The organism is Marinilabilia salmonicolor JCM 21150 (genome assembly GCF_000259075.1).
Classification (GTDB): Bacteria; Bacteroidota; Bacteroidia; order Bacteroidales; family Marinilabiliaceae; genus Marinilabilia; species Marinilabilia salmonicolor.
In genome coordinates this window covers 51,801-77,770 of the sequence record NZ_AJKI01000011.1, presented here as the reverse complement: position 1 = coordinate 77,770, position 25,970 = coordinate 51,801, and the positions used below count along the sequence as shown (strand labels likewise).

At 42.9% G+C, this 25,970-nt stretch carries 18 protein-coding genes and 1 tRNA gene; 13 read left to right on the top strand and 6 right to left on the bottom strand.

Features of this window, described 5'->3' with window-relative positions:
• The first annotated feature begins 4 nt into the window (after nucleotides 1–4).
• Nucleotides 5–1,036 carry a uroporphyrinogen decarboxylase gene (gene hemE, locus W7W_RS0107335; RefSeq protein WP_010663151.1) on the top strand — a complete coding sequence of 344 codons (1,032 nt, stop codon included), beginning with the start codon at nucleotides 5–7 and terminating at the stop codon, nucleotides 1,034–1,036.
• A 51-nt stretch (nucleotides 1,037–1,087) separates the two neighbouring features.
• On the opposite strand, the gene W7W_RS0107330 is transcribed toward hemE, so the two are convergent.
• The 3 genes from W7W_RS0107330 to W7W_RS23455 all read right to left on the bottom strand — a co-directional run bounded on the left by W7W_RS0107330 (nucleotide 1,088) and on the right by W7W_RS23455 (nucleotide 3,928).
• Nucleotides 1,088–1,606, bottom strand: coding sequence for a type 1 glutamine amidotransferase domain-containing protein (locus tag W7W_RS0107330; protein WP_010663150.1), 519 nt, complete (start codon nucleotides 1,604–1,606; stop codon nucleotides 1,088–1,090).
• Nucleotides 1,607–1,721: 115 nt separating this feature from the next.
• A complete protein-coding gene (locus tag W7W_RS0107325) occupies nucleotides 1,722–3,002 on the bottom strand; it encodes a ferredoxin--nitrite reductase (RefSeq protein WP_010663149.1) in 1,281 nt (426 codons plus the stop codon).
• A gap of 809 nt (nucleotides 3,003–3,811) precedes the next feature.
• Complete coding sequence (locus W7W_RS23455) at nucleotides 3,812–3,928, bottom strand: Hsp20 family protein (protein WP_010663147.1); 117 nt, start codon at nucleotides 3,926–3,928, stop codon at nucleotides 3,812–3,814.
• A 60-nt stretch (nucleotides 3,929–3,988) separates the two neighbouring features.
• Between W7W_RS23455 and W7W_RS0107310 the strand changes: the two genes are divergently transcribed.
• The 5 genes from W7W_RS0107310 to W7W_RS0107290 are packed head-to-tail and all read left to right on the top strand — an operon-like array spanning nucleotide 3,989 to nucleotide 13,065.
• Entirely contained in the window at nucleotides 3,989–4,669 is a 681-nt protein-coding gene (locus W7W_RS0107310; RefSeq protein ID WP_010663146.1) for a 2'-5' RNA ligase family protein, read from the top strand.
• 51 nt (nucleotides 4,670–4,720) lie between these two features.
• Nucleotides 4,721–6,568: an outer membrane protein assembly factor BamA gene (gene bamA, locus W7W_RS0107305; RefSeq protein ID WP_010663145.1), complete on the top strand. Its 1,848-nt coding sequence runs from the start codon at nucleotides 4,721–4,723 to the stop codon at nucleotides 6,566–6,568.
• A gap of 1 nt (nucleotide 6,569) precedes the next feature.
• Nucleotides 6,570–10,433 (top strand): translocation/assembly module TamB domain-containing protein, encoded by a 3,864-nt coding sequence (locus W7W_RS0107300; protein ID WP_010663144.1) that lies wholly within the window; start codon nucleotides 6,570–6,572, stop codon nucleotides 10,431–10,433.
• 1 nt (nucleotide 10,434) lies between these two features.
• A complete protein-coding gene (locus tag W7W_RS0107295) occupies nucleotides 10,435–12,642 on the top strand; it encodes a tetratricopeptide repeat protein (protein ID WP_010663143.1) in 2,208 nt (735 codons plus the stop codon).
• A 30-nt stretch (nucleotides 12,643–12,672) separates the two neighbouring features.
• Entirely contained in the window at nucleotides 12,673–13,065 is a 393-nt protein-coding gene (locus W7W_RS0107290) for a DUF3859 domain-containing protein (protein WP_010663142.1), read from the top strand.
• A 433-nt stretch (nucleotides 13,066–13,498) separates the two neighbouring features.
• Here the strand turns inward: W7W_RS0107290 and ychF are convergent, their stop codons facing one another.
• Nucleotides 13,499–14,599 carry a redox-regulated ATPase YchF gene (gene ychF, locus W7W_RS0107280; RefSeq protein WP_010663141.1) on the bottom strand — a complete coding sequence of 367 codons (1,101 nt, stop codon included), beginning with the start codon at nucleotides 14,597–14,599 and terminating at the stop codon, nucleotides 13,499–13,501.
• Nucleotides 14,600–14,762: 163 nt separating this feature from the next.
• Between ychF and W7W_RS0107275 the strand changes: the two genes are divergently transcribed.
• From W7W_RS0107275 to W7W_RS0107265, 3 genes are all read left to right on the top strand, one after another.
• The gene (locus tag W7W_RS0107275; protein ID WP_010663140.1) at nucleotides 14,763–15,314 is read left to right on the top strand and encodes an RNA polymerase sigma factor; all 552 of its coding nucleotides are present in this window, start codon (nucleotides 14,763–14,765) and stop codon (nucleotides 15,312–15,314) included.
• 465 nt (nucleotides 15,315–15,779) lie between these two features.
• Nucleotides 15,780–16,199 carry a hypothetical protein gene (locus W7W_RS0107270; protein WP_010663139.1) on the top strand — a complete coding sequence of 140 codons (420 nt, stop codon included), beginning with the start codon at nucleotides 15,780–15,782 and terminating at the stop codon, nucleotides 16,197–16,199.
• 42 nt (nucleotides 16,200–16,241) lie between these two features.
• Nucleotides 16,242–16,751, top strand: a complete 510-nt coding sequence (locus W7W_RS0107265) for a hypothetical protein (RefSeq protein WP_010663138.1) — start codon at nucleotides 16,242–16,244, stop codon at nucleotides 16,749–16,751.
• On the opposite strand, the gene hutH is transcribed toward W7W_RS0107265, so the two are convergent.
• Nucleotides 16,741–18,246, bottom strand: coding sequence for a histidine ammonia-lyase (gene hutH, locus W7W_RS0107260; RefSeq protein WP_010663137.1), 1,506 nt, complete (start codon nucleotides 18,244–18,246; stop codon nucleotides 16,741–16,743). The genes W7W_RS0107265 and hutH overlap by 11 nt on opposite strands.
• A gap of 254 nt (nucleotides 18,247–18,500) precedes the next feature.
• Nucleotides 18,501–18,576: transfer RNA gene (locus W7W_RS0107255), tRNA-Lys, on the bottom strand.
• A gap of 228 nt (nucleotides 18,577–18,804) precedes the next feature.
• Between W7W_RS0107255 and amrB the strand changes: the two genes are divergently transcribed.
• The 4 genes from amrB (at nucleotide 18,805) to W7W_RS0107230 (ending at nucleotide 25,950) form a co-directional block, all read left to right on the top strand.
• Nucleotides 18,805–20,250, top strand: a complete 1,446-nt coding sequence (gene amrB / locus W7W_RS0107250) for an AmmeMemoRadiSam system protein B (RefSeq protein ID WP_010663136.1) — start codon at nucleotides 18,805–18,807, stop codon at nucleotides 20,248–20,250.
• Between the two features lie 25 nt (nucleotides 20,251–20,275).
• On the top strand, nucleotides 20,276–22,411 hold the full coding sequence (locus W7W_RS0107245; protein ID WP_010663135.1) for a spermine/spermidine synthase domain-containing protein: 2,136 nt from the start codon (nucleotides 20,276–20,278) through the stop codon (nucleotides 22,409–22,411).
• Between the two features lie 405 nt (nucleotides 22,412–22,816).
• The gene (locus tag W7W_RS0107240; RefSeq protein WP_010663134.1) at nucleotides 22,817–23,917 is read left to right on the top strand and encodes a hotdog family protein; all 1,101 of its coding nucleotides are present in this window, start codon (nucleotides 22,817–22,819) and stop codon (nucleotides 23,915–23,917) included.
• A 1,208-nt stretch (nucleotides 23,918–25,125) separates the two neighbouring features.
• Entirely contained in the window at nucleotides 25,126–25,950 is an 825-nt protein-coding gene (locus W7W_RS0107230; protein WP_010663132.1) for a T9SS type A sorting domain-containing protein, read from the top strand.
• Nucleotides 25,951–25,970: the final 20 nt, after the last annotated feature.

Below are 25,970 nucleotides of genomic sequence, written 5' to 3'. Positions count from 1 at the left end.
TAAGATGCAAAATACACTATTATTAAATAAACTAAAAGGCATTCCAACCGAACGCCCTCCCGTCTGGTTTATGCGTCAGGCAGGGCGCATTTTACCCAATTACCGAAAGTTGAAGGAGCAGTATGATTTTCACGAACTGATGAGTGATCCCCGGCTGGCTTCGGAAGTGACTTTGATGCCGGTTTACGATTTGGGAGTGGATGCCGCTATTTTGTTTTCGGATATCTTAGTGGTCCCGGTAGCGTTGGGTATGGATATGTCATTTACAGGCAGGGGGCCGGTCTTTGAACAACCACTGGCTGCTTTCAATGAGCCCTCCCAGGCACTAAATCCTGATGAATCGCGGCTGGAATATATTTACCGGAATATTGATTCCATTATCACGGACCGACCCAGTGGAACGCCTTTGATTGGGTTTTGCGGAGCCCCGCTCACCACGTTGTGCTATATGGTGCAGGGAACAGGAAAAGATCCCAATTTCCCGGATGTGGTTAAATATCTGTATAGCAACAAGCGTGATGCTCAGAAATTGATTGATGCCATTGCCGATATGTCGGTTGTTTATGCACAAAGTCAGATTAAGCACGGGGTGGATGTTTTTCAGCTTTTCGATACCCATGCCGGAGTTATACCTGCTGATTTGTACAGGGAGCTTTTCTGGCCTGCGATTCTGAAAATATCCCGGGCTGTTCGGGAAACGGGAACCCCGTTTATTTATTTTCCCAAAGGACTGGGAACCGGATTGAAAAATGTAACACCCGATTTGGCCGATTTTGTGAGTGTCGACTGGCAAATGCCGCTTAGAGATGCGCGTGAGCTGGTACACCCGGGGGTGGGACTTCAGGGGAATATCGATCCGCGCCTGTTGTATGCCTCACGGGAGGATATTGCCAAAGAGCTGGAAAAGTATATCCCGTTTTACAGGGAACATCCCGATCTGGTACTGAATTTGGGGCATGGCTTTCTACCTGACATTCCTTATGAAAATGCCAGGTTTGTGGTTGAGTGGGTGAAAAATGCCCGATGGGAGGGGTAGCTAGTGTGTCAGTTATTAATTGCCACACTAGAGCGAGATTTCTCTTTCTGTTTATTTGAGCAGTTGCAAATAAGCTATCATGTAATCGGGTAAATCCACCGGTGTACGGCTAGAAACCAGATTTCTGTCAGTAACCACCGGTTCATCAACCCAGTTGACACCGGCATTGGTCATGTCGTCTTTTATGGCACCTACACTGGTTGCTTTTCTGCCTTTCAGTATGCCTGCGGATATGGGGACCCATCCTGCGTGACATATGATGCCGATCGGTTTTCCGGCATCATCTATTTGCTTCACAAATTCAAGCACTTTGGAGTACCGTCGCATCTTGTCGGGGGCATAACCTCCCGGGATAAGCAATCCGTCAAATTTTTCGTGACTCAGGTCGTCATAACCAATGTCGGCAGTGGCTGGAAGTCCGTTTTTTCCGGTGTATTGTTTTCCCGGTTTTTCTCCGGCCAGCACGACTTTGGCACCTGCCTCACGTAAGCGAATGACAGGATACCATAATTCCAGGTCTTCAAAGATGTCATGAATAACTGCAACGATGGTTTTGTCTTTTAGTTCCATAGTCTTGTGTTTTTCTGATTAACCAATGAGGGCGGGACATTGTTTAATGTGGCCTTGATTCCTCTTTCCCCCGGTAAAAAAATCTGGTTTTAAATTGCTCGAACTGTTTGCAAAGCTATATTCGGGCGCACCCTGTTTTTCTAAGTCTTTCCAGTATGTTGTGTCCATTTAGTGTAATTGGGCTTATGTCTTCTTTTTCATCGTTTTGGTTGCTGATGTCTTTTAGTAATCCCTGTAATGGAAGTAATTGTGCCCCCGGAATATTCCTCAGGAAAAAATTCCGATGAACGCTTATCCGAATGTTGTCATCTCCGAGAGGGGTTAGAAATTCTGCAAGCCTTATCAGACCGGATGCGCTGATATTACCATCAGACAGTGGCAACTCCACCGAAAAGAGGCCCGACTGTTTTTGATCCCTTACATAGCGATAAACCCATTGACGGGAGAGCAACGGGAAATTTATATTTCCCGGTTTCCGGGGGGTGCTGAATGAAAGCCTGAGTTCCTTCGGACTTAAGTAATGTTTCTTTTCCTGCTTTATGTCTGGGTAGTATGAAGAAAAAAGTTTAAAGGCCTTCTCTCTTCCCAGATGATCAATAATATATCGCAGGTTTGGGGCTTTTTCAGGGATGATTTCCTCGTTTTCAGTAAGTATGCGTTTGATGGTTTCAATGACATAAAGAATTTCGGTCTCTTCCAGGAATCCTGACAACAGGTGTCCCGGAGTTGGTTTGGGCCCCGGTACTCCTCCGATAAAAACCCTGAACCCTCTTTCCCCTTCACGGGTAGTGGCAATAAAGCCAATGTCGTTGTAGCGAGCCAATGTATTGTCGCGATAATCACCGGCAAACCCAATGCGGAGGCCAATGTGACGAAGGGATGAATTGGAGGAATGATTTAAAATTCTGTTTAACGCAAGGACATGTGGAGTGGTGTCGAATTTTTCCTGGAGTGAAGTGCCGGCATCCTCCGGGTTGACGATGTTAAAAACATTGTGGGTGCTGCCCGAGATGTCTATTCTTTGTGATAAAAGGTATTCCAGTGCATCGGGGGTGTGCTCGACCGGAAGAAGAGGAATTTCAACTTCCTGGCGAGATGTGAGGTAAAGGGCATCCTGACCATAATTGGATGCAGTCTGGGCAATGTTTTTCAGCTGCGCCGGAGAAAAACCGGCTTCGGTTGGTTTGAGACGGATTGTAAAGTCATCACTCCCTTTCTGTCCATAAAGTCCCAGTGAATTGTGGTGTAAATAAGATTGATCGGGTTTTGTGTTTAGGTCACCATTACCATTGATTGTCTTTTTAAGATGAGCGATCTTCTTCCTTAGGAATTGCTCTCTTTGAGGCGTAATGGCGGATGTGGAGTGGTTGTTTTTTTGAATGATTCGGTTGCTCATAGTTTCTGATTTTAGCCTGTTTAATTCATGAATTATTGTGATGAGATGGTCAAGCCGCAAGAAATATGGGCAACCGCAGATGAAATTGACGAGGGGAATAGTGAACTATTTTCAAATCAATTTTATCGAGGACGTTCATGTTTCGTAGGTGGTTGATCATCGTAATAAATTATTTATGAATTATTCAGGTTAGTGTTGGAGGATTAATTGCAGGAATAAAAAAGGCCTTCTGATTATCAGAAGGCCTTTCTCTGTATGAAAAAAAAGTGGTTTTTATATGTACATGAGCCTTCCATTGTGTCTGCCTGTCGGCATACACATACACATGGAAAAACTCTTTTGGAGTGAATTGATTGTTGTCATAATTCCTATTAAAATAGTGTATTGCAAATATAAGAAAGAAATTTATAAGATGCCAGTTATTCTGTGTTATTATTATCTGTTTGTTTTGGCTGTGATTGATTGCTGATTTGCAGAGTGACTTGGTCGTTGTTTTATATATTGTGAATTTTAAATCATTTTAAAATAGTAGGATATTGTTACTGGTAAATGTAGATATTTATAGAAAGCAGTTGGATTAGCTGGAATTACTTTGCAGAGAACTCTTTTTTAGGGATAATTTTTATCTTTACTAAAAGGAAAAATAATTTAATACTAACCTTGATTGATGAAATCATTAATAAATTATCCTTATGAAACGAGCATGATATTTTTTAAGTATAAATGCCGGAAAGCTCTGTTATGCAGGCTTTCCGACGCAGTTCTTAGAAGGATTAAAAATTTCTGCCTTTTTAAGACAGTGGCTCTTTTTAAGAAATCTTGATGCTTTTAGGCGGTTTGGGCTTTACCTCCTCTGTTTTTGGAAGGGTGATGGATAGGATACCGTCTTTGTAACTGGCGGTTGTATTTATCAGATAGTCTGGCATTGGAATAAATTATTTATGAATAAAACAGGTTAGTGCAAAACAATCCAAAAGTAAAGCAGGATGGAGCTTTTTCAGCATTATAATGCCCTTTACAGAAAGGCAGTTCATGAAATTAATGATGAGCGTTTGGTGGTGGATTCAATGATGGATTCCGAATCTGATGAACGGAGAGGAATTACTCTATTGATTAGGCCTGATGATCAGGTAAAAGAGGAGGTCTCCCGGTTTTTGAACGTATTGAAGGATGTTGAACCTGATCAGTATTACTATCCGGAATCAGATTTTCACATTACCGTAATGTCTCTTATTTCATGCTATGATGGTTTTCACTATGACCGAATTGATTTATCGCGGTATGCAGAAGTTGTAAAAGAAAGTATTGCGGATGTCGGCACTATGGGATTTATTTTTAAGGGAATTACAGCATCGCCTTCATGTATCATGGTTCAGGGATTTCCTACAGGGACTGGTTTAAATATTCTAAGAGATCGTTTGCGAAAGAATTTCAGAAATACGGATCTGCAGCAATCTTTGGACAAACGATACAAGTTACAGACTGCTCATTCCACAGTGGTGCGCTTCAGAGAACCATTGGCAAATAAGAAGCGATTCCTGAAGGTGTTGGAAGCGTATCGGGACTATCGTTTTGGGACATTCAGAGCAGATTCCCTTGAAATGGTTTTTAATGACTGGTATCAAAAAACTGAGTTGGTGGAAAAATTGCATACTTTTAGTTTGTAGTTGTTGAACTTTTTCGCTTGTCGCAATGCTCTAGTGGTATGAAAACATATTATGGTGAAATTCAATAATCGATATACAATCCGGTACCTTCTTTTGTGGATGGCATTGTGCCTTTCCCTTGCCGGTTATGCTCAGGAAAATGCGGAAATCAGGAAAATAAAAATTAAAGGAAATGAGGCATTTGATGATGGAGAGTTGCTGGAGAAAATTACGTTTAATGAAGCTTCATGGATAGGAAAGCTTATTTTTAAGCAGGAAGCATCGTTTTATAGCTCCGAGGCCTGGGAGATGAATAAAGCTCAACTGAAAGCATTCTATCAAAGTGAGGGGTATTTGCATGTGCAGATTCAAGAACCTGAACTGGAGATGCATCCCCGGAAATATAAAGTGGATCTGTTGATCCGGATAAAAGAGGGACGTCCGGTTACAGTCGGAGGGGTGAGCTTCTCTACAAAAGAAGCAGGACTGGAAGACTCTTTGTTGATGGGTGAGGCCTGGCATAAAGAGACGAACGAGCTTGAAACAAAACGGGGAGAACGGTTTCGTGACGAAGAGGTTAGTAGTGACCAGGAAGTGATTGCTACATGGTTTTCCTCTTTAGGATTTGCTTATGTGGATGTGCAGCCGGCTATTTCGCTTTCTGCTGATACTTTAAAAGCTTTTGCTGACTGGAATATTGATAAAGGTCCCTCCTGTCGGTTTGGGGAGTTGAGTATTGAAGGACTGGACCGAACTCCTGAGAAAGCCATTCGCAAACAGATGACCATTGCGCCGGGCGATGTTTACAGTTCGAAGGGGGTGTCCCAATCTCAAAAGCAAATTTATGAACTTGGGCTTTTCAGGATAGCATCCCTTCAGGCCGGTCTTTCCAGCCGTCAGAAGGAAACCATCCCTTTAAAACTGAACATTGAGGAGGCCCCCCGGTGGTCAACCCGCTTTGGTGTGGGTTATGGCCGGGAAGATGAATTCCGGACTTTTGTGGATGTGAGTTATCTCAATTTCCCGGGCCCGGTGATGAGGACAAATTTCTATGCCAAGCATTCGGCGCTTGAACCTTATCGTTTCGAGGCCAAAATCACCAAACCTGCCATTTTGGGGCCTCGCTCTTCGCTGGAGTTTAAGCCAATGATCAGGCGCAGAAATGAACGGGGATTTGATTCTTTTATATGGGGAGGTGATTTGTCGCTTCATCAGAATTTCAGCGATTATCTGACCGGTTCAGTTTCTCTCTATTTTGAGCGGGTGGATATTGAAATCACCTCAGAATTTGAACGTTCTCTCCGGGATTTGGATCAATCTACCTACTCTAAGAACGGGGTTTCGCTGGGATTTCTTTATTACACTGCCAATCCGCGTTTCGACCCAACCGATGGATGGTCACTGGGAATCAATACCCGGGCTAACAGTTCTTTTTTTGATTCGGCTTATCCGTTTTTTAAATATCTTCTCGAGGTTAAGCGTTATCAGCCGGTTCGAAGTGGATTGGTTCTGGCTATGCGTTTTAAGGCGGGGAGTATCCGTCCCTGGGGAAATGGTGTTGTGACACCTTTTGAAGAGCGTTTCTTTGCCGGTGGGAGCCAGTCTGTTCGCGGATGGACACGCCAAATGCTGGGGCCTTTGGATGAGGAGAACATTCCCATCGGAGGAAACTCTGTGCTGGAAGGTAGTATTGAGCCTCGGATCAAGATATTCGGACCGTTGAGTATGGTTGTGTTTATGGATTTTGGTAATGTCTGGCGTGAGGAGAATACTTTTAAATTTGATGAGGTTCGTTTTGCAGCTGGTTCAGGAGTAAGGGTTTCCACTCCCATTGGACCGGTAGGAATTGATTTTGCCCGTCCTGTTTTTGATGACGATGATGATTGGCAGTTTCATTTGAATATAGGACACGCTTTTTGATATGCAGAAACTACTAAAATATATAATATTTTTTTTCACCGGTCTTATTGTGTTGGTGTTGCTCTTGCTGCTGTTTACGCAAACTTCGGCTTTTAGGGGAATAGTGCGGTCACAGATGGTGAAAGTTGCCAATGAACAATTGAGGGGAGAAGTGGCTTTGGGCAGTATTGAAGGCAATTTTTTCACGCACCTTACGCTTCGTCAGTTGTGGGTTGGCGAGACAAAGGAGGATACAATGCTGGCCATCGAATCCCTTTCTTTGCGTTATTCGCTGTGGCCGCTTCTGAACGGGAAGGTAAGCGTGGAATCTATTCAGATGGAAAAGCCTTATGTGAATTTGATTCAGCGGACTGATTCTACGTGGAATTTTCAGGATATCCTTCCTCCTGCTGGAGAGCAACAGGAAACTACTTCAGATGCTTCTCCAATGAGTTTTGAGTTAGGAAAGTTTTCGCTTACCGACGGGTATATTCATCTTGCAATGAACGATACGCTCGTTCCGGGGTTTGTGAAAGAACTAAATTTAGAGCTTTCGGGAGCATACAGCCCTGAGGGGTTGGAGGTTGATTTGAGTCATTTGGGTTTCAAAACTCCGGCTGAAATGCCTGATGTGGACCATTTTCAGGTCCGTGTTGCGCAAAAGGATTCTGTGTGGACAGTCAGGGATCTGACTTTGGTGACTCCGCGAAACAGCATAGGGTTTTCAGGAAGCTACACTGATATGGAGATACTTTCGGGTGATCTGGAAGCGGCTCCTGTGCAGATGGATGAATTTGCATGGGTGGTGCCCGATTTCAGGTTGGGGGTGACACCTAGTATTGATTTGAAAACCTCTGTTGCCAGTGGAAATATGGATGTTGAGCTGGTGGTATCGCATCAGGATCAACAGATAAATGTTAATGGCCGGGTTTTGAGGTTTCCTGAGATACTGAATGATTCTACCCGCCATCAGTCCCGGGTAAATATTGATCTGCTTTTTAGGAAGATAGATCCGCAGCAATGGTTGCTTCTGGCTGATATGCCATTGATTCTTAACGGGAGTTTGAATATTTCCGGAAACGGGCTGGAGGGCAGCAGTTCTCCTCTTAAAGTGGATGGCGATTTTTCGGGTACCAGCTGGCAGGAACATCGGCTGAAAGAGTTTGGGTTAAAGGGAAGCTATCTTGATGGCAGGACTGATGTGCATACCCGCTTTACAACCAATCTGGGGACTTTTGATCTGAAAGCACTGGCAGATTTGAAAGAAAACAAAGCGCCCATATCGTTAAAACTGAAGGCTGATCGGTTTCCTGCCGATCGTTTTTTGCCTGCATGGGGCGACAGTACATTGTTCAATATGGAGTTGAATGCTGAAGGTACCGGTAATGATTTTTCATCGCTTCGGGCTGATTTTTCTTTGCTGATGCGCCAGTCTGTTGCAGCCCGGGTGCCGGTGGATTCTTTGTGGATGTCTGGACGGATCCGGCAACAAAATATTGTGTTGGATACCCTGTTTTTCAGAAATCCTTCTGCCAGCATTTCGGCCTCCGGTTCTTATGGAGAGGATGGGAGTATCCAATCTGACGTAACTCTTACCTTGACTGACCTGAAGGCTTTTAAGTCTTATTTTGAGCTTCCCGTTCAATGGGAAAACCTGCATCTTAATGGGATTGCTCACGGACGGGCTGACTCGTTGTTGGTAGATGTGAGCGTTGTTTCGGATTCGTTGGCTTATGATACACTGGCTACGGTGTCTTCACTGCGCTTTTCCGGGGACGGTTTGCTCTCTTCTGATGGGGTTTGCGGCAATGGTAATATTCTGCTGAATGATGTGGTGGCTTCCGGACAGAAGGCCGATTCACTTAGACTTTTCGGTAAGATGGAGAGAGATAACTGGGATGCCCGCCTGGCTTTGTGGATGCCCGATTCGCTTTCACTGCAGACTCAGGTAAAGGGTAATATGGAAATGCCATTCCTGTTTAACGTACCGGAGCTCAGAGTTACTACAGCGTTTGAGGAATTTTCGCTTGCAGGTCAGCGCCCGGAGATTGTGATTGATTCCACCCGCATGGCCTTGGATTCATTGCAGGTAGTGGCCAGAAATAATCGCAATTTCCGGCTTCAGGCAGGTGGGGAGTATCAGCCGGGAGATTCTGTGGCTGTGCATGCATTGATTGAGCATCTTGATCTGACGCTGATTGGGCAACTGTTGAAGCAGAAACTTCCGGTATCGGGAGAGGCATTCGTGAATCTGAGTGCCAACGGCCCTCTGAGTGGTCCTTCTTTTGAATTGAATATTCAGGGCGATAGCCTTCAGGCTGGCGAGTTGAGGGTGAAAAAAATGAATGTGAACGTGTCGCATCTTGCGGATACTCTGAGAGCTTCTCTGAAGGTAAAAAGTCCGCGTAATGACTCAGTTTTGGTGGAGGCTCTCTCGGAAGTGAAAATTAATTTTACCGATAGTCAGATGGTTTCGACGATTAAAACTATCGACGGAGAAATTGTGGCCCGGAAAGTGCGTCCTTCTGCATTCTTTGTTTTTGATGATACCGAGGATCAACTATTCAAAGCACTGCTGGATATGGATGTCAAAGTTTCCGGTGAAATAGTCAGTCCCGTGTTGCATGGGCATATCCGTGTAACCAACGGGGGCTTGATATGGCCTGCTTACGGCATTAAATATTCTGATCTGAAACTCGTGACAATGCTTGACAGCAACCGGGTGGTAGTCGATTCTCTTTTTATCCGCAACGAAAAGGGAACTTTGATGGCTCAGGGTAATCTTGCTTTTGACTCAACATTTGTGTCAGGTACGTTGTCGGATGCTGATGTTTCGCTGAAGGCCCGGGATTTTTTTGTCTCACGACACAGGAATCATGAAATTCAGATTAATTCGGATGCGTGGGTGCGAATGAAAAACAATGTTCCTGAGTTTGGCGGAGATCTTACCCTCCTCCGGTCGAGCTTTTATCTTCCTGCATTGCTGGATATGGGTGCCCCGTCTCAAGTAAACAAACCTATGCTTGTCAGGGCGCTGGAAGAACAGGGTACTGACAGTATCCTGCTAAACAGAGAAGATACTCTTACGATTTCTCGTCGGGATACTCTTCAGGCAAACAATATGATGAGAAACCTCACCGGTCGTCTGAATGTGCGTATTCCACGAAACACCTGGGTGAAATCGGAAGATATGAACCTGGAGTTGTATGGCGATTTTGATCTGCTCAAAAACAACACGTATTTTGAGATCTTTGGAACGCTGGGGATTTCACGGGGTTATTACACTTTGTATGGGCGAAAACTTATTATACAGGAGGGAGAGTTAACGTTTCAGGGAGGACAGGAAATTAATCCCCGGGTAAACCTGGAAGCCTCTTATCAGTTTCGCGGGAAAGATAAACAGAAAAATGAACTGATCATGAAAGCTGCTGGCACGGCCTTTGAACCTAATCTCTCTTTTACCCTCAACGGAAGTAGCATAACTGAGCGTGATGCGATGGCTTATCTTGTTTTTAATCAGTCGTTTGATGAACTTAGTTTTGGCAATCAGCAGGGGGTTTCCGGAAATGTACCATCGGCCATGTTGTCAGGTTTGGTGTCTTCTCAACTGACAAAAACGATTGGAAATACTTTTAATCTTGACATGGTGGAGGTGCAGGCGGGTGATGACTGGGAAAGTGCTACTTTTATGGTTGGTAAGTATATCACCAACAATTTGTTTGTAACTTACCAACGTGGTTTTGGAGAGAATGAGGATGAGTCGCTGACTCCGCAAACTATTACCCTTGAGTATGAGGTGACCCGCAACCTTTTTCTGCGTCTTACGCAGGGAGATGTGAAAGATTCCGGGGTGGACGTAATACTGAAATTTGAAAAGAAACAATGATATGGAAACGCCAGTGCACAAACAGCTAATGAAGGTTTACCGGCTTTTGGAGGTAAAGCGGGTGAAAGAATCGCTTGATGTGTTGGGCGATTTGGTAAAAGAAACGCACAGCAGTGATCTTATTGACGGGCTCTACAATCTGGAGATGACCTATAAAAGCCTTTTGCGATACACCGTGGAGGGGTTTTCAGATCCGGAGCGACAGCAGGTTTACAATCATTTGTTGGTGGATATTTATAATATTGCCGACCGGATTGTGGATGAATTGCGAAATAAGACCGGTCAGGGGTGGCTTTTTGATGCACGGCGATATTTGAAAAGTAAGTCTGAAGAGGAATTAACAGGCATGATGGATGATTATCTGAAGGCTACAGATGAATATCTGGTTGCCTACACGGTAGATTCTGAAATCCCATTGTCTTATGAACTGGAAAAATCTCAGGACAGATTGTTTGAGATGGTTGCTGCTTTGCCTGGTTTTGCCCGGTCAAGACAACAACAGGTACAGGATGTGTTTTTTGGAGAAGAATTTTTTTGGCCGTGGCAGAGTGTCATGGTAAGTGCCCTTACTCTTAATCTGCTTACGACCTTTCGTCAGGAGAATCTTGATTTGTTGTTTCAGCTGTGTGAACATCCGCATAAGCAAGTTAAACTGAGGGCCTTTACCGGATTGCTTTTTGTGCTTTACGAGTACGATACACGTCTCTCCATTACTCCCGGAATGAAAGAAAAAATCTCCCGTTTGAATGAGTTATTTCCGGTGGAGACCATTCAATCTATTTTGATTCAGATTATTCGTACCCGAGAGACCGAAAAGCTCACGAAAAAGATGCATGAGGAGATTCTTCCCGAGGTCGCTCGCATTCAACCTAATCTCAGGAAAAAGCTGGATCTTGATAACTTATTAAACGATGCGCTGTCGGAAGATAAAAATCCCGACTGGGAGGATGTTTTTTCGGACTCTCCCGAGTTGATGAATAAACTGGAAGAGTTGAGTCATATGCAAATGGAGGGTGCGGATTTGTTTATGTCCACTTTTAAGATGCTTAAGCATTTTTCATTCTTCAACGATCTGCACCATTGGTTTTTGCCCTTTTTCTATCCCAACCCGATTGTGAAAGATGCATTGAAGAATGAAACAGGGCCGTTGAACAATGCGCAGATGCTTCAGTCGATGGCCGATTCGGGAGTTATGTGTAATTCCGATAAATACAGTCTGGTGATGAGTATTCCGCAGATGCCCGGAATGCAAAAAGAGATGATGGGGAAAATGTTCGGAAGTGAACTGGAAGCTATGCGGGAGATTCAGCAGAGTGATGAATTGGTAGATCCCGGGAAGAAGGAACTGTTTATTTCCAATCAATACATTCAGGATCTTTATCGGTTTTTCAAACTGCATCCCCAGAAGTCTTCCTTCGATGATCCGTTCAATTGGGAAATGGCTTTTCACAAGAAATGGTTTCTATCATTATTGACACCCGGTCAGAACACTGCACTGAAACTGGGCGAGTATTTGTTTGGTAAGAATTATTTCCGTGAAGCTATCGGAATATATGAGCAGGAGGCAGAAAAAGAGATGCCGGAGCGACAGATTCTTCAAAAACTGGCCTATTGTTATCAGCAGAATGATTATTATGAAAAGGCACTGCATTACTATTTGCAAGCCGATCTTTATGGCGATTCACAGGTGTGGAATCTTAAAAAAATCGCCCTTTGTTACCGTTATTTGAAAAACCCAGAGAAAGCCCTTGAGTACTATAAAGCTGCTGAGCAAATCAAGCCTGACGATTTGCATACCCAGGTTAGTGTTGGTCACTGCCTGCTTGAATTGAAGCGATTTGATGAGGCTTTACAGTATTACTTTAAAGTGGAATATCTGGCACCGGATAATCATAAGGTCTGGCGTCCCATTGCCTGGTGTTCGCTTGTTGAGGGGAAGTTGGATCAGGCCCTTAAATACGGGAAGAAACCTATCGAAGAACATCCCACACAGCATGATTTTATGAATATGGGTCATATTAACTGGTGCCGTGGTGATCGGAAATCAGCCCTTGAGTGGTATCTGAAATCCGTGAAGCATCAGGAGTGGTCTCTGAAGGAGTTTGTGCAGGCATTTGTCGAAGATCGGCCTATATTAATGAAGCATGGAGTGGATCCTGAGGATATTCCCATTATGCTTGATCAATTGCGCTATTATTTGGTTGACTAATCTTTGTCTGAATATCCCAATTATTGAATTATGCCCAAAAGGAAAAAACCGGAAATAGAACTTTACAGTTATGGAATTTACAGCTCATGGGACCGAAAATCCCGTGACTTGCCGAAATTAAAAAAAATATCCACGGAAATCCCTGTGTTTCCTGATGTGGAATTCGGGTATGTTTTGAAAATAAAAGGTGGAAAAGGAGAGGTGTTGGAATTTACGATTAATCATCCTCCCTTTTTTGATAAGGATGGAAAAACAGCTCCTCCCTTTTCGGGGGAAGTCGTAATAAATTCAAATGACTGGGAATTCTTTCTTGGAGATACTGTGTGGGAGCCTTATGAAGATAAAGCTGGAAAGTGGGAACTCATTACCCGACTTCGGGGGAAAGAAATTGCTCGTAAAGAATTCAGGTTATTTTTGCCCTGATTCTTTACGAAAAAGTAATGTTAAAAAGGAATGCACCGAAAACTATCAGCACAATTACAATTGCTACTTCAATGATTGAATAAATCAAAATCTTTCGCTTCAACTTCGCTATCGTATCGTTTTCTGTCTCTCTCATCTTTTTTTTTTTCAGGAAATTCATAATTGCAAAGGAAAAATAAATTGCAGATATTTTGAAGCGAGGGAACTATCATTGTGTTTTTTTAACATATTTTAATTTAGGTGTCAGGGGGTTGTTAATGAATCCTTTCGTTGAATAAAATGAAAAGATTTGCTCAGAAAATGTCGTTTTTGTATTGGTCGATTTGTGAAAAAAATGTTTTGTGCAAATGGTGAATTGTGTTTTTGTTTTTTGAAAAAAAACGGACTGTAAATCATAAACAGCCCGTTATTAGTATTCTCCCTGAGTCGAATACTACACATTAAACCTGAAGTGCATGATGTCTCCATCCTGAACCTCATACTCTTTTCCTTCAATGTGCATTTTGCCCGCTTCTTTGCAGGCCTGTTCCGATCCCAGGTTCACATATTCGTCGTACTTGATTACCTCAGTACGTATGAACCCTTTTTCAAAATCGGTATGGATTACTCCAGCCGCCTGAGGAGCAAGTGCACCTGCCGGGAAAGTCCATGCACGTACTTCTTTCTCTCCTGCTGTGAAATAGGTTTTCAGATTCAGCAGTTTGTAGGCTGAACGAATCAACTTTGATACACCAGACTCTTTAAGTCCCAAATCGTCCAGAAACATCTGGCGTTCTTCGAAGGTCTCCAGTTCGGCAATTTCTGCTTCGGTTTGTGCGGCAATTACCAGAACCTGTGCGTCTTCATCTTTGACGTTTTCTATTACCGCTTCCACATGCTTGTTGCCGGTTATCACAGATGCTTCATCTACGTTGCATACATACATGATGGGTTTGTTGGTCAGGAGAAAAAGATCTTTGGCTACCTTTTGCTCCTGCTCGGAGAGTTCTACTGTCCTGGCTGATTTCCCGCTTTCAAGTGCTGCTTTATATTTTAAAAGAACATCAAGCAATCTTTTGGCTTCAGGGTCTTTAGATGTTTTGGCAATTTTTTCAGTTTTTGTGATTCTGCCATCAATGGTCTCCAGGTCTTTGAGCTGAAGTTCCATATCAATAACATCTTTGTCGCGAACCGGGTCAATGGATCCATCCACATGTGTTACATTGTCGTCCTCAAAGCATCTGAGAACATGAATGATGGCATCGGTTTCGCGGATATTGGCAAGAAATTTATTCCCCAGTCCTTCTCCTTTGCTTGCACCTTTGACCAGCCCGGCAATATCCACAATTTCCACAGTGGTGGGAACCACCTTTTGGGGCTTGACCAGTTTTTCCAGTTGTACCAGCCTTTCATCAGGGACAGTAATTACGCCCACATTGGGTTCGATGGTGCAAAACGGGAAGTTCGCCGATTGAGCTTTGGCGTTCGACAGACAATTAAAAAGTGTGGATTTTCCCACATTGGGTAAACCTACGATGCCACATTGTAATGCCATTATATTTTGTGTTTTTTAGTGTTATACTACTGGGCCAACCTCTGATTCCTAAAAATCAGGGTGCAAATGTAGCTGATTTTTTTGGGATAGGAATAAAGGGGCTTAACAAACCCTTAAATTGTGTTTTCTTGTTATCTTCGCAACTAAATAAATGTGAATTTTCATGCAGTCCCACGATAAGGAAATACTGTATCTGGCGCAAAAAGCCAATAAAAAAAATGAGGCTTTGGCGTTGCTCATGAAGAAGTATAAGGAGCGGCTATACTGGCATATTCGGAAAATGGTAATTGTTCACGAAGATGCCGATGATCTGCTTCAGAATACCTTTATGAAGGCCTGGAATCATATCGGCAATTTCCGGGGTGATGCATCCTTATACACCTGGCTCTACCGGATTGCTACCAATGAAACGCTTAATTACATCAATAAGAAAAAAGAGGGTTTGCTTCATGAAGATGCTGATATAGAAACCATGCTGGGCAATAAGGTGGAATCAGATCCGCTTTTTACCGGTGATGAGATTCAAAAGCGACTGCAGAAATGTTTGCTGGCCCTTCCAGAAAAGCAACGGTTGGTTTTTAATATGAAATATTTTGATGGTATGACGTATGAACAGATGTCCGATATTCTGGGAACGTCAGTAGGTGCGCTAAAAGCCTCCTATTTTCATGCAGTGAGGAAAATAGAAGCATTTATAAAGGATGAAGTGTTTTGACTGTTTAAACCTACCTTATACATAAGGCAGGTAAGATGTAAACAGGCTGAAAGCCTGATAGCAACAGCCCAGGACAACGCCCCAGGCTATTGCTTAAAGACCTTCGGCCTTTTAAAAACACAAAAATATTTTGGATACCCTTAAAAGGAAAAGCCTCGCTTTTATGAGGACGGTTGTATTTTGCAGATAGTTGGGCACAGAATAGATTATTTATGAAACGAAGTTCGACGAAGTCAATAATGCAGGTTAAACCTTTGGGCCTGTAAATGTTCTAAGTAGTGCTCGTATATAAACTAAGCGTTTTTCACGTGTTTGAGATAGAAAGTTCAAATTCAAGGCGTGTGAAAAATCTAAACCGCAGAATACTAATGTATTTGAGGATTTAGATTTTGAGCAATAACGCAGAAGTTGGACTTTATAGACAAACACTTAGTAAATGTTTTGAGCCGGGTTAATGTTAGTGTTATGAGTGAAGAATTATTTGGAAATAAAAAATGTCCGTTTGAAGTTCCTGAAAATTATTTTGGGGATTTTGAGACTCGTATGCTGAAAAAAATAGAGGCAGAGTCAGCAGCAGAGGTTGCCGGGGATAAAGTAGGTTCCGTAATCTCAGTTGTTAAACCCTGGTTGGCTATGGCCGCAGCGTTCGTGATTATTGCTCTTTTGTATTACCAGGTGCCAAAACTATTTCCCGGTGATGCCGGTGTTACACAATCCACTTCTGAGGAAGATGACTTTATTAATTCTCTGGCATTGATTGTTGACGAAAAGGATATTAATGAACTTATTCTGACTGAAGGTGCTGACATTGTCCTGGCGCCCGATTCTGTTTTTTATGGAACATTCTCTGAAGAAGAGTTGGCTGCTGTTACTTATTTTGAATAACCATTCTTTCCAATAATTTTTTCATACGATAAAAACTGAGTCATGAAGCATTTTAAATATTTGATTGCAATACTTTTTGTAGTGGGACAGGCTCTTGTTGTGCCTGCAAATGCTCAGGAGGATAATAAAGAATCCAGAATTGAGCGGTTGAAATCACAGAAGGTTGCTTTTTTGACTGAGCGCATAGGGTTGAGTGCTGAAGATGCCCAGAAATTCTGGCCTGTCTACAACGAGATGAGTGAAAAGATGGATGAGCTTTGGAACGAAAAAATGAAAAATATCAATAAGCTTTATCATTCTGAGAGTGAGTTGAGTGCTTCTGAAAAAGAGACGGCGGTGGATAATTATATCAACTATGAAGTGGAAAAGGCCCGTGTGGAAAAGCAATACCATGAAAAGTTTAAAAAAATCCTTACCATCGATCAGGTAATAAAGCTTTATGGTGCAGAGCATGAGTTTAAGAAAAAAATGCTTCACCTGATACGAAAAGGTAAGGAGTCTTCGTGTGAGGATTGTGATGAGTTGTCTCCTGAAAAAGTAGCTAAGACCTGAATTTATCCGTGGGTTTACCCCTTAGGAAGTTTACGGCTTTCTCGATTTCCATGTACATTATTTTGTCTTCATGTACAAAGGCAACCTTTTCTCTGAATTCTTTCATCAGATTCTCCAGAAAAACAGATGTTTTTGCAGGTCTTCTAAATTCCAGTGCTTGGGCGGCATTGAATAGTTCTATGCCCAACACCCTTTCTACATTGCGTACAATTTTCAGGGTTTTTGTGGCTGCGTTGCCACCCATGCTTACATGATCTTCCTGCTCGTTAGACGACGGAATACTGTCAACGGAAGCTGGTGTGGCCATTTGCTTATTCAGGCTCACAATGGAGGCTGCTGCATATTGAGGAATCATGAAACCGGAATTCAGTCCGGGGTTGGCTACCAGAAAAACAGGTAATCCTCTTTCACCCGATATGAGTCGGTAAACACGTCGTTCCGAAATACTAGCCAGTTCACTCATAGCAATGCCCAGAAAGTCTAATGCCAGTGCCAGCGGTTCTCCATGGAAGTTTCCTCCCGACAGTATTTGTTCTTCTTCAGGGAAAACGATGGGATTGTCGGTTACTGAGTTAATCTCTGTTTCTACCACTCTTGCCACATATCCAATGGCGTCCTTGACTGCGCCATGCACCTGTGGAATACATCGAAACGAGTAGGGATCCTGTACTTCTTTGTTTTGTTGGTTGATGAGCTCGCTGCCTTCGAGTAGTTCACGGATGTGTTGTGCTGTTTCAATCTGACCCGGATGGGGCCTGACGGTGTGAAGCATTTCCATGAATGGATCAATTCGTCCGTTAAAAGCATCCAGGCTTAGAGCTGCAATTATGTCGGCTTGCTGTTCCACACGGAAAGCTTTAAGAAGTGTGAAAACTGCATGGGCACTCATGAATTGGGTTCCATTGAGCAGCGCCAATCCTTCTTTTGCTTCCAGCTTTACCGGTTGCCAGTTGTGTCTTTGGAGCATTTCCGAAGCGGCCATTTTTTCGTCTTCGATCCATACTTCTCCATGTCCCAGTAGTGGCAGGAAAAGGTGTGCCAAAGGTGCAAGATCGCCTGATGCCCCCAGCGATCCCTGCTCCAGAACTACCGGAACAATTCCTTTGTTGAAAAAGTTTATCAGCCGTTTAACTGTCTGAAGCTGGATGCCTGATTTGCCCAGACTCAGCGCATGTATCTTTAGCAACAGCATCAGACGTACCACATCTCTAGGCACTTCAGGTCCTGCTCCGCAAGCATGACTCAGCAACAGGTTTTCCTGCAGTTTGCTCAAGTCTGCTTTGGAGATCGAACGATTGTGTAGGGCTCCAAAGCCTGTGTTGATGCCGTAAACCGGGCCTTCTTCTGTTTGCAGCTTGTGATCCAGCCAATTTTTACAGTGAGTTATAAGACCGGCCGATTCGTCTGAGAGTTCCAGTTTTTGATTTTTGTCGAGAATCTGGTAAATGACTTCAAAAGTCAGTGGCTTGGGGGATATTATGTGTGTGTTTTCCATGGTTTATTTTGAAAGAATTATACTTTGAGGAGTTTTTAGTTCTTTTTTCTGTTCACGGAAAACGTATGTCGCCACCACGAAGGGTGTTGGAGAAGATGCTGTTTGTTAGTTGTCTGCCCATCTTAAAAAGAGATTTCTTTTTCCGAAATTACGATCTTTGAGCGAGTTTTGTTATGATTTCTGTCAGTAGATGTTTCAAGATGGGGTGCTTGAAAAACAAGAAAGCCACTCAAAAAATGAGTGGCTTTCTTAATTGGTGACCCAGCAGGGATTCGAACCCTGGACCCCATCCTTAAAAGGGACGTGCTCTACCAGCTGAGCTACTGAGTCATCCGTTTCTCTCAAACGCGGTGCAAAAATAGGGGGTTCATTTGGAACTCGCAAGTCTTTTAGAGAAAAAATGACGTTAAAAAATGTTTTGGTCCCTTTAATATGCGGGGATAGAGAGAATTAATGAGGTTGTTTTTTTTTGAGTCTGCAGTTTATGTTTGTAACTTTAGCAAGGATTGCATAAGATCGGGTTTTCATTCGATATTAATTTTAGCTTATCAAATTTCAATGAAGGAGAAGATGCTGAAAAGAGACAGGAAACCGGCAGTGGCCGGAATGTTTTATGAGGATGATGCAAGTTTGCTGCACGGGCATCTGAAGGAATTATTTAGTCGTGCCAAACCAAGGGATACGAACGATGAGGTAGCTGCCATTATTGTTCCGCATGCCGGTTATGTCTATTCCGGGAAAATTGCGGCTTCGGGTTTTAATCAGATTCCGGAGGATGCCAAAATTGAGCGGATATTTCTTATAGGCTCCAGCCACCGTGTCGCCTTTGATGGTGCAGCAGTGTATATGCAGGGCGATTTTATGACTCCCTTCGGACCGGTGGAGGTGGATGCAGACGTTGCCGGCGAGTTGGTTGAGCAGGAATCGGGGATATTTTCTGATCCTGAGGTTCATGCCCGGGAACACTCTCTTGAAGTGCAGGTGCCTTTTTTGCAATTCCATCTCAAACATCCTTTTAAATTAGTTCCTTTGCTTGTTGGGCCACACGATGCTTCCGTAACTCCGCGTATTGCAAAAACTCTGGAAAAATGGTTTACCTCCGGGAATTTATTTGTCATAAGTACAGATTTCTCTCACTATCCTTCTTATGAAATGGCCCTGCAGGTTGATGCCAATACTGCAGAGGCGGTGCTGAAGAATGATCCGGATGAATTGTTGTCGGTGTTGGAAAGAAACAGAAAACTGAACGTTGAGGGACTCTCAACCAGTATGTGCGGATGGTCGTCTGTCTTGACCTTATTGAACATTACAAGGCATGTCGGTGGCATTAGATGGGAGGAGGTTGATTTTGGCAATTCCGGAGATGTCTCTGTCGGCGATAAAGAACGAGTGGTAGGCTATCGAGCTATGGCTGTTTACAGATTACCCAAAACAAAAAAGGAGATTGCTGGTTTCTCTTTGAATAACGAGGAAAAACAGTGGCTGCTTGACAGGGCTCATCAGACATTAAAAATGGCTTTGACAGGGCAGACTATGCAAGACCCCGGAAAGCTGAGTTCTGAAAACCTGACTATCGGCACCGGGGCGTTTGTATCGCTCTATAAGTGTGGGGAATTGCGTGGGTGTATCGGGAGTTTTGGTGATGATGTGCCGCTTTGGAGGGTAATAGACAGAATGACTGCTGCCGCTGCTTTGAATGATTCCCGTTTTGAGTCCGTAACAGAGGATGAGTTGAATGAGGTTGACATTGAAATATCCGTCCTGACTCCGCGGGTGAAAGTGGCTTGTGTGGATGAGATTGTTCCGGGTAAGCATGGAATTCTCATTGAGAAAAACGGACGTAGTGGAACTTTTCTTCCGCAGGTGGCCATAAAAACGGGTTGGAACCTTGAAGAATTATTGGGACATTGTGCCCGGGATAAAGCAGGGCTTGGCTGGGATGGTTGGAAAGATGCCAATATTTTTGCTTTTGAAGCCCTTGTTTTTGGAGATAAAACTGTTTAAAAACTTATCAGGATAACTTTTTATAATGTTGAATATTGTAAAGCCGAACCTTTCTTCTTCTTTATTTAAAGGACGTACAGCGATTTTTGTGAGTGGTTTTTCCATGCTGATGGTCCAGGTTGTTTTGTTGCGTGAGCTTTCGTCATTGTATGTTGTCAATGAGTTGATTGTTGGGGTTTTTCTCTCGTTTTGGATGCTCTTTTCCGGGGCTGGGGCTTTTTTTGCCCGGTTTTTTAAGGGGTTCAGGTTGTCACACTCCGGATTGTTTCCATTGTTTTCAGGATTTGCCGCATTATTGTCGCTTTGGTCTTTGTATTTTGCCCGTCTTTGGATGGCTGGTGACGGATTGTCCGCGGGTATCTCCGATTGGTTGTTGATTACAGCTTTTGCGACTTTTGTTTATTGTTTTCCTGCAGGAATGATGTTTGCCTGGTTTTCTGCGGCCCTGAGTTATCAAACTTCTGAACGGCAAACTGAAAGGGTTTATATTTCCGAACAATGGGGGAGTCTGGTTGCCGGGTGGTTATTTTATCTGGTGCCGGTTTTTTGGTTGAATGCCTTTTCCGCCATTACGTTATTGGTGGTTCTCAATGTACTTGTTGCCCTGTTTCTTTTTGCACCTGTGCTGAGCCCTTTAAAGAGAGGGTTGGCAGTACTGGGATTGCTTGTGGTTGTGGTTTTGTTTTTTATGCCGCAATATGAGGCAGGGCGTCAAATGGTTTCAGGTGACCGGAATTTAACCGAAACTTTTTTTTCACCGCACGGCAGTGTTGATGTGTGGGAGGATGATGGGGAGCAAGGAGTCTTTATGGGGGGGCGTTTTATTGCGGATACCACTATTGTCTCCGGAAGTGCGGAGCATTTGAATCCGGCGTTGATGCTGCATCCCTCTCCGAAGCGTCTTTTGTTAATTAATTCCAGTCCGGGATTGGTTTCCGAAGCAATGAAATATGAAGGGTTGTATATAGATTTTGTCTCCTCGGATCAGGCCCGCATATCGTTAGAAGAGAGGCTTCTTTCTTTTAATGACGCTGATTATGGAAGGGTGAGGTTTGTTAAGTCGGATCCACACCGATTTCTTAAACACGGTGCTGAAAATATTTATGATGTGGTTCTGCTTGGCGGAGGCATCCCTGAAAACCTGGCTTCTACGCGTTTTTACACCAATGATTTCTTTGAGCTGATAGCTGATAACCTTAGACCTGATGGTTTGTTTGTGACAGGTGGGATTGAATACTCTTCTTCGTTGTCTGATTCCAGAAGACAGATTCTGATGGTATTGGAAGAGACTGTTAGTGATGTTTTTCCTTTTTTGCGGATTTGGGCAGGAGAAAAAGTTCTTTTTGTTGCTTCAAAGGAAGAGATCACTGCCGGTTGGTTTGACTTTCACACTGATTTGGGCAGAAACAATAAATTTTTGAATGATGAGTTTATTCCAATTCAGATTTTGCAGTCGCAAATTGATGATGTTGAAAAGATTATTGACAGTAATGTTCGTATGAATACACGGGTTAGTCCGGTGTTGTTTCAGTTGGCCCTTAGGGATTTAAGTGGGTTCTGGGATGTTAAGTTGTCCTGGTTTGCCTTGGTGTTGGGGGTATTGTTTGTAGGGGGACTGCTTTTGTTTCGTAAAAGTGCAGGTGGGGTTTTTCTTGCCGGATTGGTTTTGGGAGGAATGCAGGTTTTGTTGCTTCTTTACTGGCAGTTGGTGATGGGGAATCTTTTTCAGGCAACAGGGCTCTTATTCTCCTTTTTTATGGCAGGGTTGGCGATAGGTGCCTGGTTAGGGCATCGCAAAGTGTGGTTTTTCAGCGCCCGCTATTTTCCTGTCTTATTGATTGGGATGTCGGTTTTAGCTGTGTTGTCTGTTCCTTTTCTTGATTCTCTTGCCGGATATTGGTTTTTCCCGGTAGCTGTATTTTCTTTGGTTTTCTCTTTTGCAGTGCTTGGAGGAGCTATTTTTGTTGCTGGAGTTTCGCTTCACAAGGGGCGTTTTGAGCAATCAGCTGCTTTTATTTATATGGGGGACGTGGCCGGAGGGGCAATAGGTTCTTTCCTTATGGCGATTTTTCTGGTGCCTTTCGCAGGACTGGTCAATGCCGGATATCTAATGGGTCTTACAGTGCTTATTGCAGGGTTGTTGATGCTTAAAAGGTTCTGATGATTTAACCTGCTTCATTCATGAAACGAGCATGAAATTTTTTAAGCATAAATTTCACAAACCACGTGTTGCTGAAGCTTTAGCGCCGCGCCGTCGACAAGCCTTTGGTGGCGATGGGAGGTACTAGAAGATGTTTAAAAAATATTATGTGAGAGTGAAGCAATTCCATTTGTTCTCAAATTTTTAATTGGGTTTTTGTCAGTTAATTACAAAATTTTAAACGAATGAAACGGGCATGGCAATGATTGCCTCAAAAGAACATGTTTAAGTTCTTGCATGCAATCTCCATCAGGCCAACAACTTAGACAAATTTCATACTGATGAATAATGCAGGTTAAATCAATGATGAATGTCGTTTGATAGCATGGAGTGGTTTTGCTATTTTTGCAGGGAAGTTTGATATGTATGGAAGAGTATTTGAAACCAAACCGGAGGGCCGAATACGGTCTTGATTTGGACAAGGTTTTTGTCGGAAAAGAAATTGTCAGTCGTTACAATATTACTGTAGATGAGTCTGTGCTGAGTATGTGGAGTGGGTTTATGCCTACCGCATCTTATCCCGAGAGCAGTCGCGAATTTGCAGGAAGATTGGGCTTTCATCAGATTTTTTTACCCTATGGATTTTTGTTGAACCTTACATTAAGTCTGGGGGTGGAGAACTTTGCACACTCGAGTGTTTTGAAAGTGGAGATGCGTGATGCGCTTTATCTGAATCCCGCTTTTCCGGGTGATACTTTTTCATGTTCAATTAAAATTACCGATGTGCGTCCTGCCCGAATTGAAGGACATACGCTTATTGAATCCTCTCATTTGCTTTTTAATCAAAAGGGAGAGGCTGTTTTTTCGGTAACACGAATTTCTCTTTTCCCGGAAGTCAGCCCCCGAAAGTCAATCCCTCCGGAGCGGAAAGCACCTTACCACAATAACAGGTTTAAAGAGCAGATTCTGGCCCGTACACGTAGTATCGACATGGAGAATGTTATATTGCGCTTCCGTGCCGGAGACTTGTTGCTGCATCCATATGTGCGTCCTATTGGGAAAAGTGAGAATCTTTTTTGGGCTACCTATCTAAAAAATACACACCCCAGTCATTATAATTATCAGCGATATCAACCGGGAGAGATTGTTATTTCCGGGGGTATTGTTACTGCAATGGTTATTGGTATTGCTGGCAGAGAGTTTCGTCAAATTCTCATGCAGCAAATTAATAATGCCTTTCACGTTCATCCTGTTTTTGCTGAAGACAGAGTTGGAGCCTTTAGTTATGTTCGCGAAGTTCGGCAGATCATGCCCGGATACGAGGAGGTGTTTATCCGTACTTTTGGCCTCCGCAATATGGATACCGAACCGGAATTGTCTGATGTGGCTTTTCCTGTAGCGTTGTTTGCCGGCAAGGTTGAGCGTCCTTCAGAGGTTAGGCAGATTATAGATGAGAAATGTCCGGTGCTTAAAGACCGGGTTTGTAGTCTGGTTAATTGGAGTGTTTTGCGGAAAATTGACGGCTAAAACACTCATTTCTTTCAAAACATTCTGATGCAAATGAGTGCTTATGCCTTTCTTTATGTTTTGATCTTGTGTTTTGAATACTTCGAACTCTCTTTTGACAAACTTCCTTTGCAGTCTTCAACAACCTGCTGAATGAAGGGTTGCAAGGTGGCTCATTAAGCCTTTCCTCCATCTGCCGGCCAGGAAAGCGGACAGGGCAACGCGCCTTTCAAATAGCAGGAGTTGTTCTTCATTATGACATTCCTTTAAACTGTGATGAGCTGACATTTCACTTTTGCAGCTACAGGCTTTTCTTAGTATTTCCATATAATAGCTTTCACCCGGGATGGAATATTGCACTCTAAGTCTTTCACTAGTAGTGCGTTCGCTAAATAGTGTTTCGAAGATTTTGCTTTCATTTTTTCTTTCTGCAAGGCAAAATTTTAAAGCATAGCCATAGCTACGGTGCAAAATTTTAACGATGCAGAAAGGAAAAAGGGATGTGAAATATGAAATAGTATTTTGTGATCGCACTACTAGTGTCAAGTAAAGTGAAGAATGTGGGGTAAGTCGCCGCGATTTTCCACCTTGTGCAAATCAACAAAATAGCTACGTGAGTCTTTTTTTTGAGAAGCACAAGGTAGAAAGAGCAAGGTTTGGCCCGTCAGACTATGCTTGACTTGACATTAGCTTTTTTAAGTGTTTTCCCAGCATGCTCTTGTTTTTTTTGGATAATCGAATTTCAGTGCGATAGAACCTTTTGTTGCGAATGCTCACTGAACTGAGGTGAAGGGAATCGATAGCCTTAAATCGGTTAAACAAAAATTTTCTTTGCTGCTTGTGAGCATCCGTTTTTTGTGGAAAAAACCATTTATAAGCATTTTTTCTTCTCGTAATTATCTGTTTAAAAATTGGCAACCTTCTTTTGTAAATCATAGTTGAGGAGATATTACTTTTCTGTACACTGATTTGTTTAAGGAATATTTGCGTGGAAGAATGGCTCTTCGGAGGTTGTTCGTCAGCAAAAAGGACTCGTGTATGGAAAAAATCCGACCTTTCGTCAAAAAATAGTTTAAAAAAAGTGAAACCTTTAAAGTGGGGGTTCGTTAAAGAAAGCAAGACGTTCGTCAAAGAAAAACATTGATTAGTCAAATAAAAGATGTCGTTCGTCAAACCAAGAAGCCATTAAATTGATAGTAACCCCGTTTGTCGGGATAAAAGAATGCCCTATGAAAAAGTTTTACTCAATTGTTTTAGCCGTTTTGTTTGTAGCTATTGGTGGTTCACTCAATGCTCAGAAACAAAGAAATGAGTTTACCGGAGTATCAACTGAAGGTAACTTGTTGAAGTCAACTACTGTTTATGATCTTATTCGTCTGAAAATTGAAAATGAATTTATTTTCGATGCCACTGTCATTTATTATTATGATTCTTTCACCGACGAATTGGGACGTGAAGATTCTCATAAGATGTTTAACTCAAATGAAAAGATTCCTGAAATATATACTCGTATCGGAACTGAAGCTATGGCTATTAATGGTTTTGCAGCCTTAAACGGACGTAGTTATATCGCTGTTCCGGTGAGTGTGAGAAACAGAGTATATAATGAGTGTACCATTTCTGCAACGCTTGATGATTTTACGGATGAGTACGATGTGGTTCTGGAGGATAAAGAACTGGGACAATATACCAATCTCAGAACTTCGACTTACTCTTATACCCCGATTGACCTTGGAATTAACAACGATCGTTTTGTATTGCATCTTTCGCGCAGTGCAAAGGTTATAACTTCCGTGATAGAAGGATTTGAAGCTGAAGAGCCGGTTTTTGTAACCAGTGATTATGGCCAGGTAAATGTACGGATTGATGAAGCGCTGCTGGCAGCCCCCGGACCTCAGGCAAATATTGATGTTTATTCGATGGGTGGACGGATGGTAACCAGTCGTAAGGCAGCATCAGGATTTAATCAAATAGAATTAGCGAGTGGTCAACTATATATCGTAAATGTAACCGTGGGGAATCACAGAACCACGAAGAAAGTAGCTGTTCGCTAATTACTTCATAGGGTTACTTG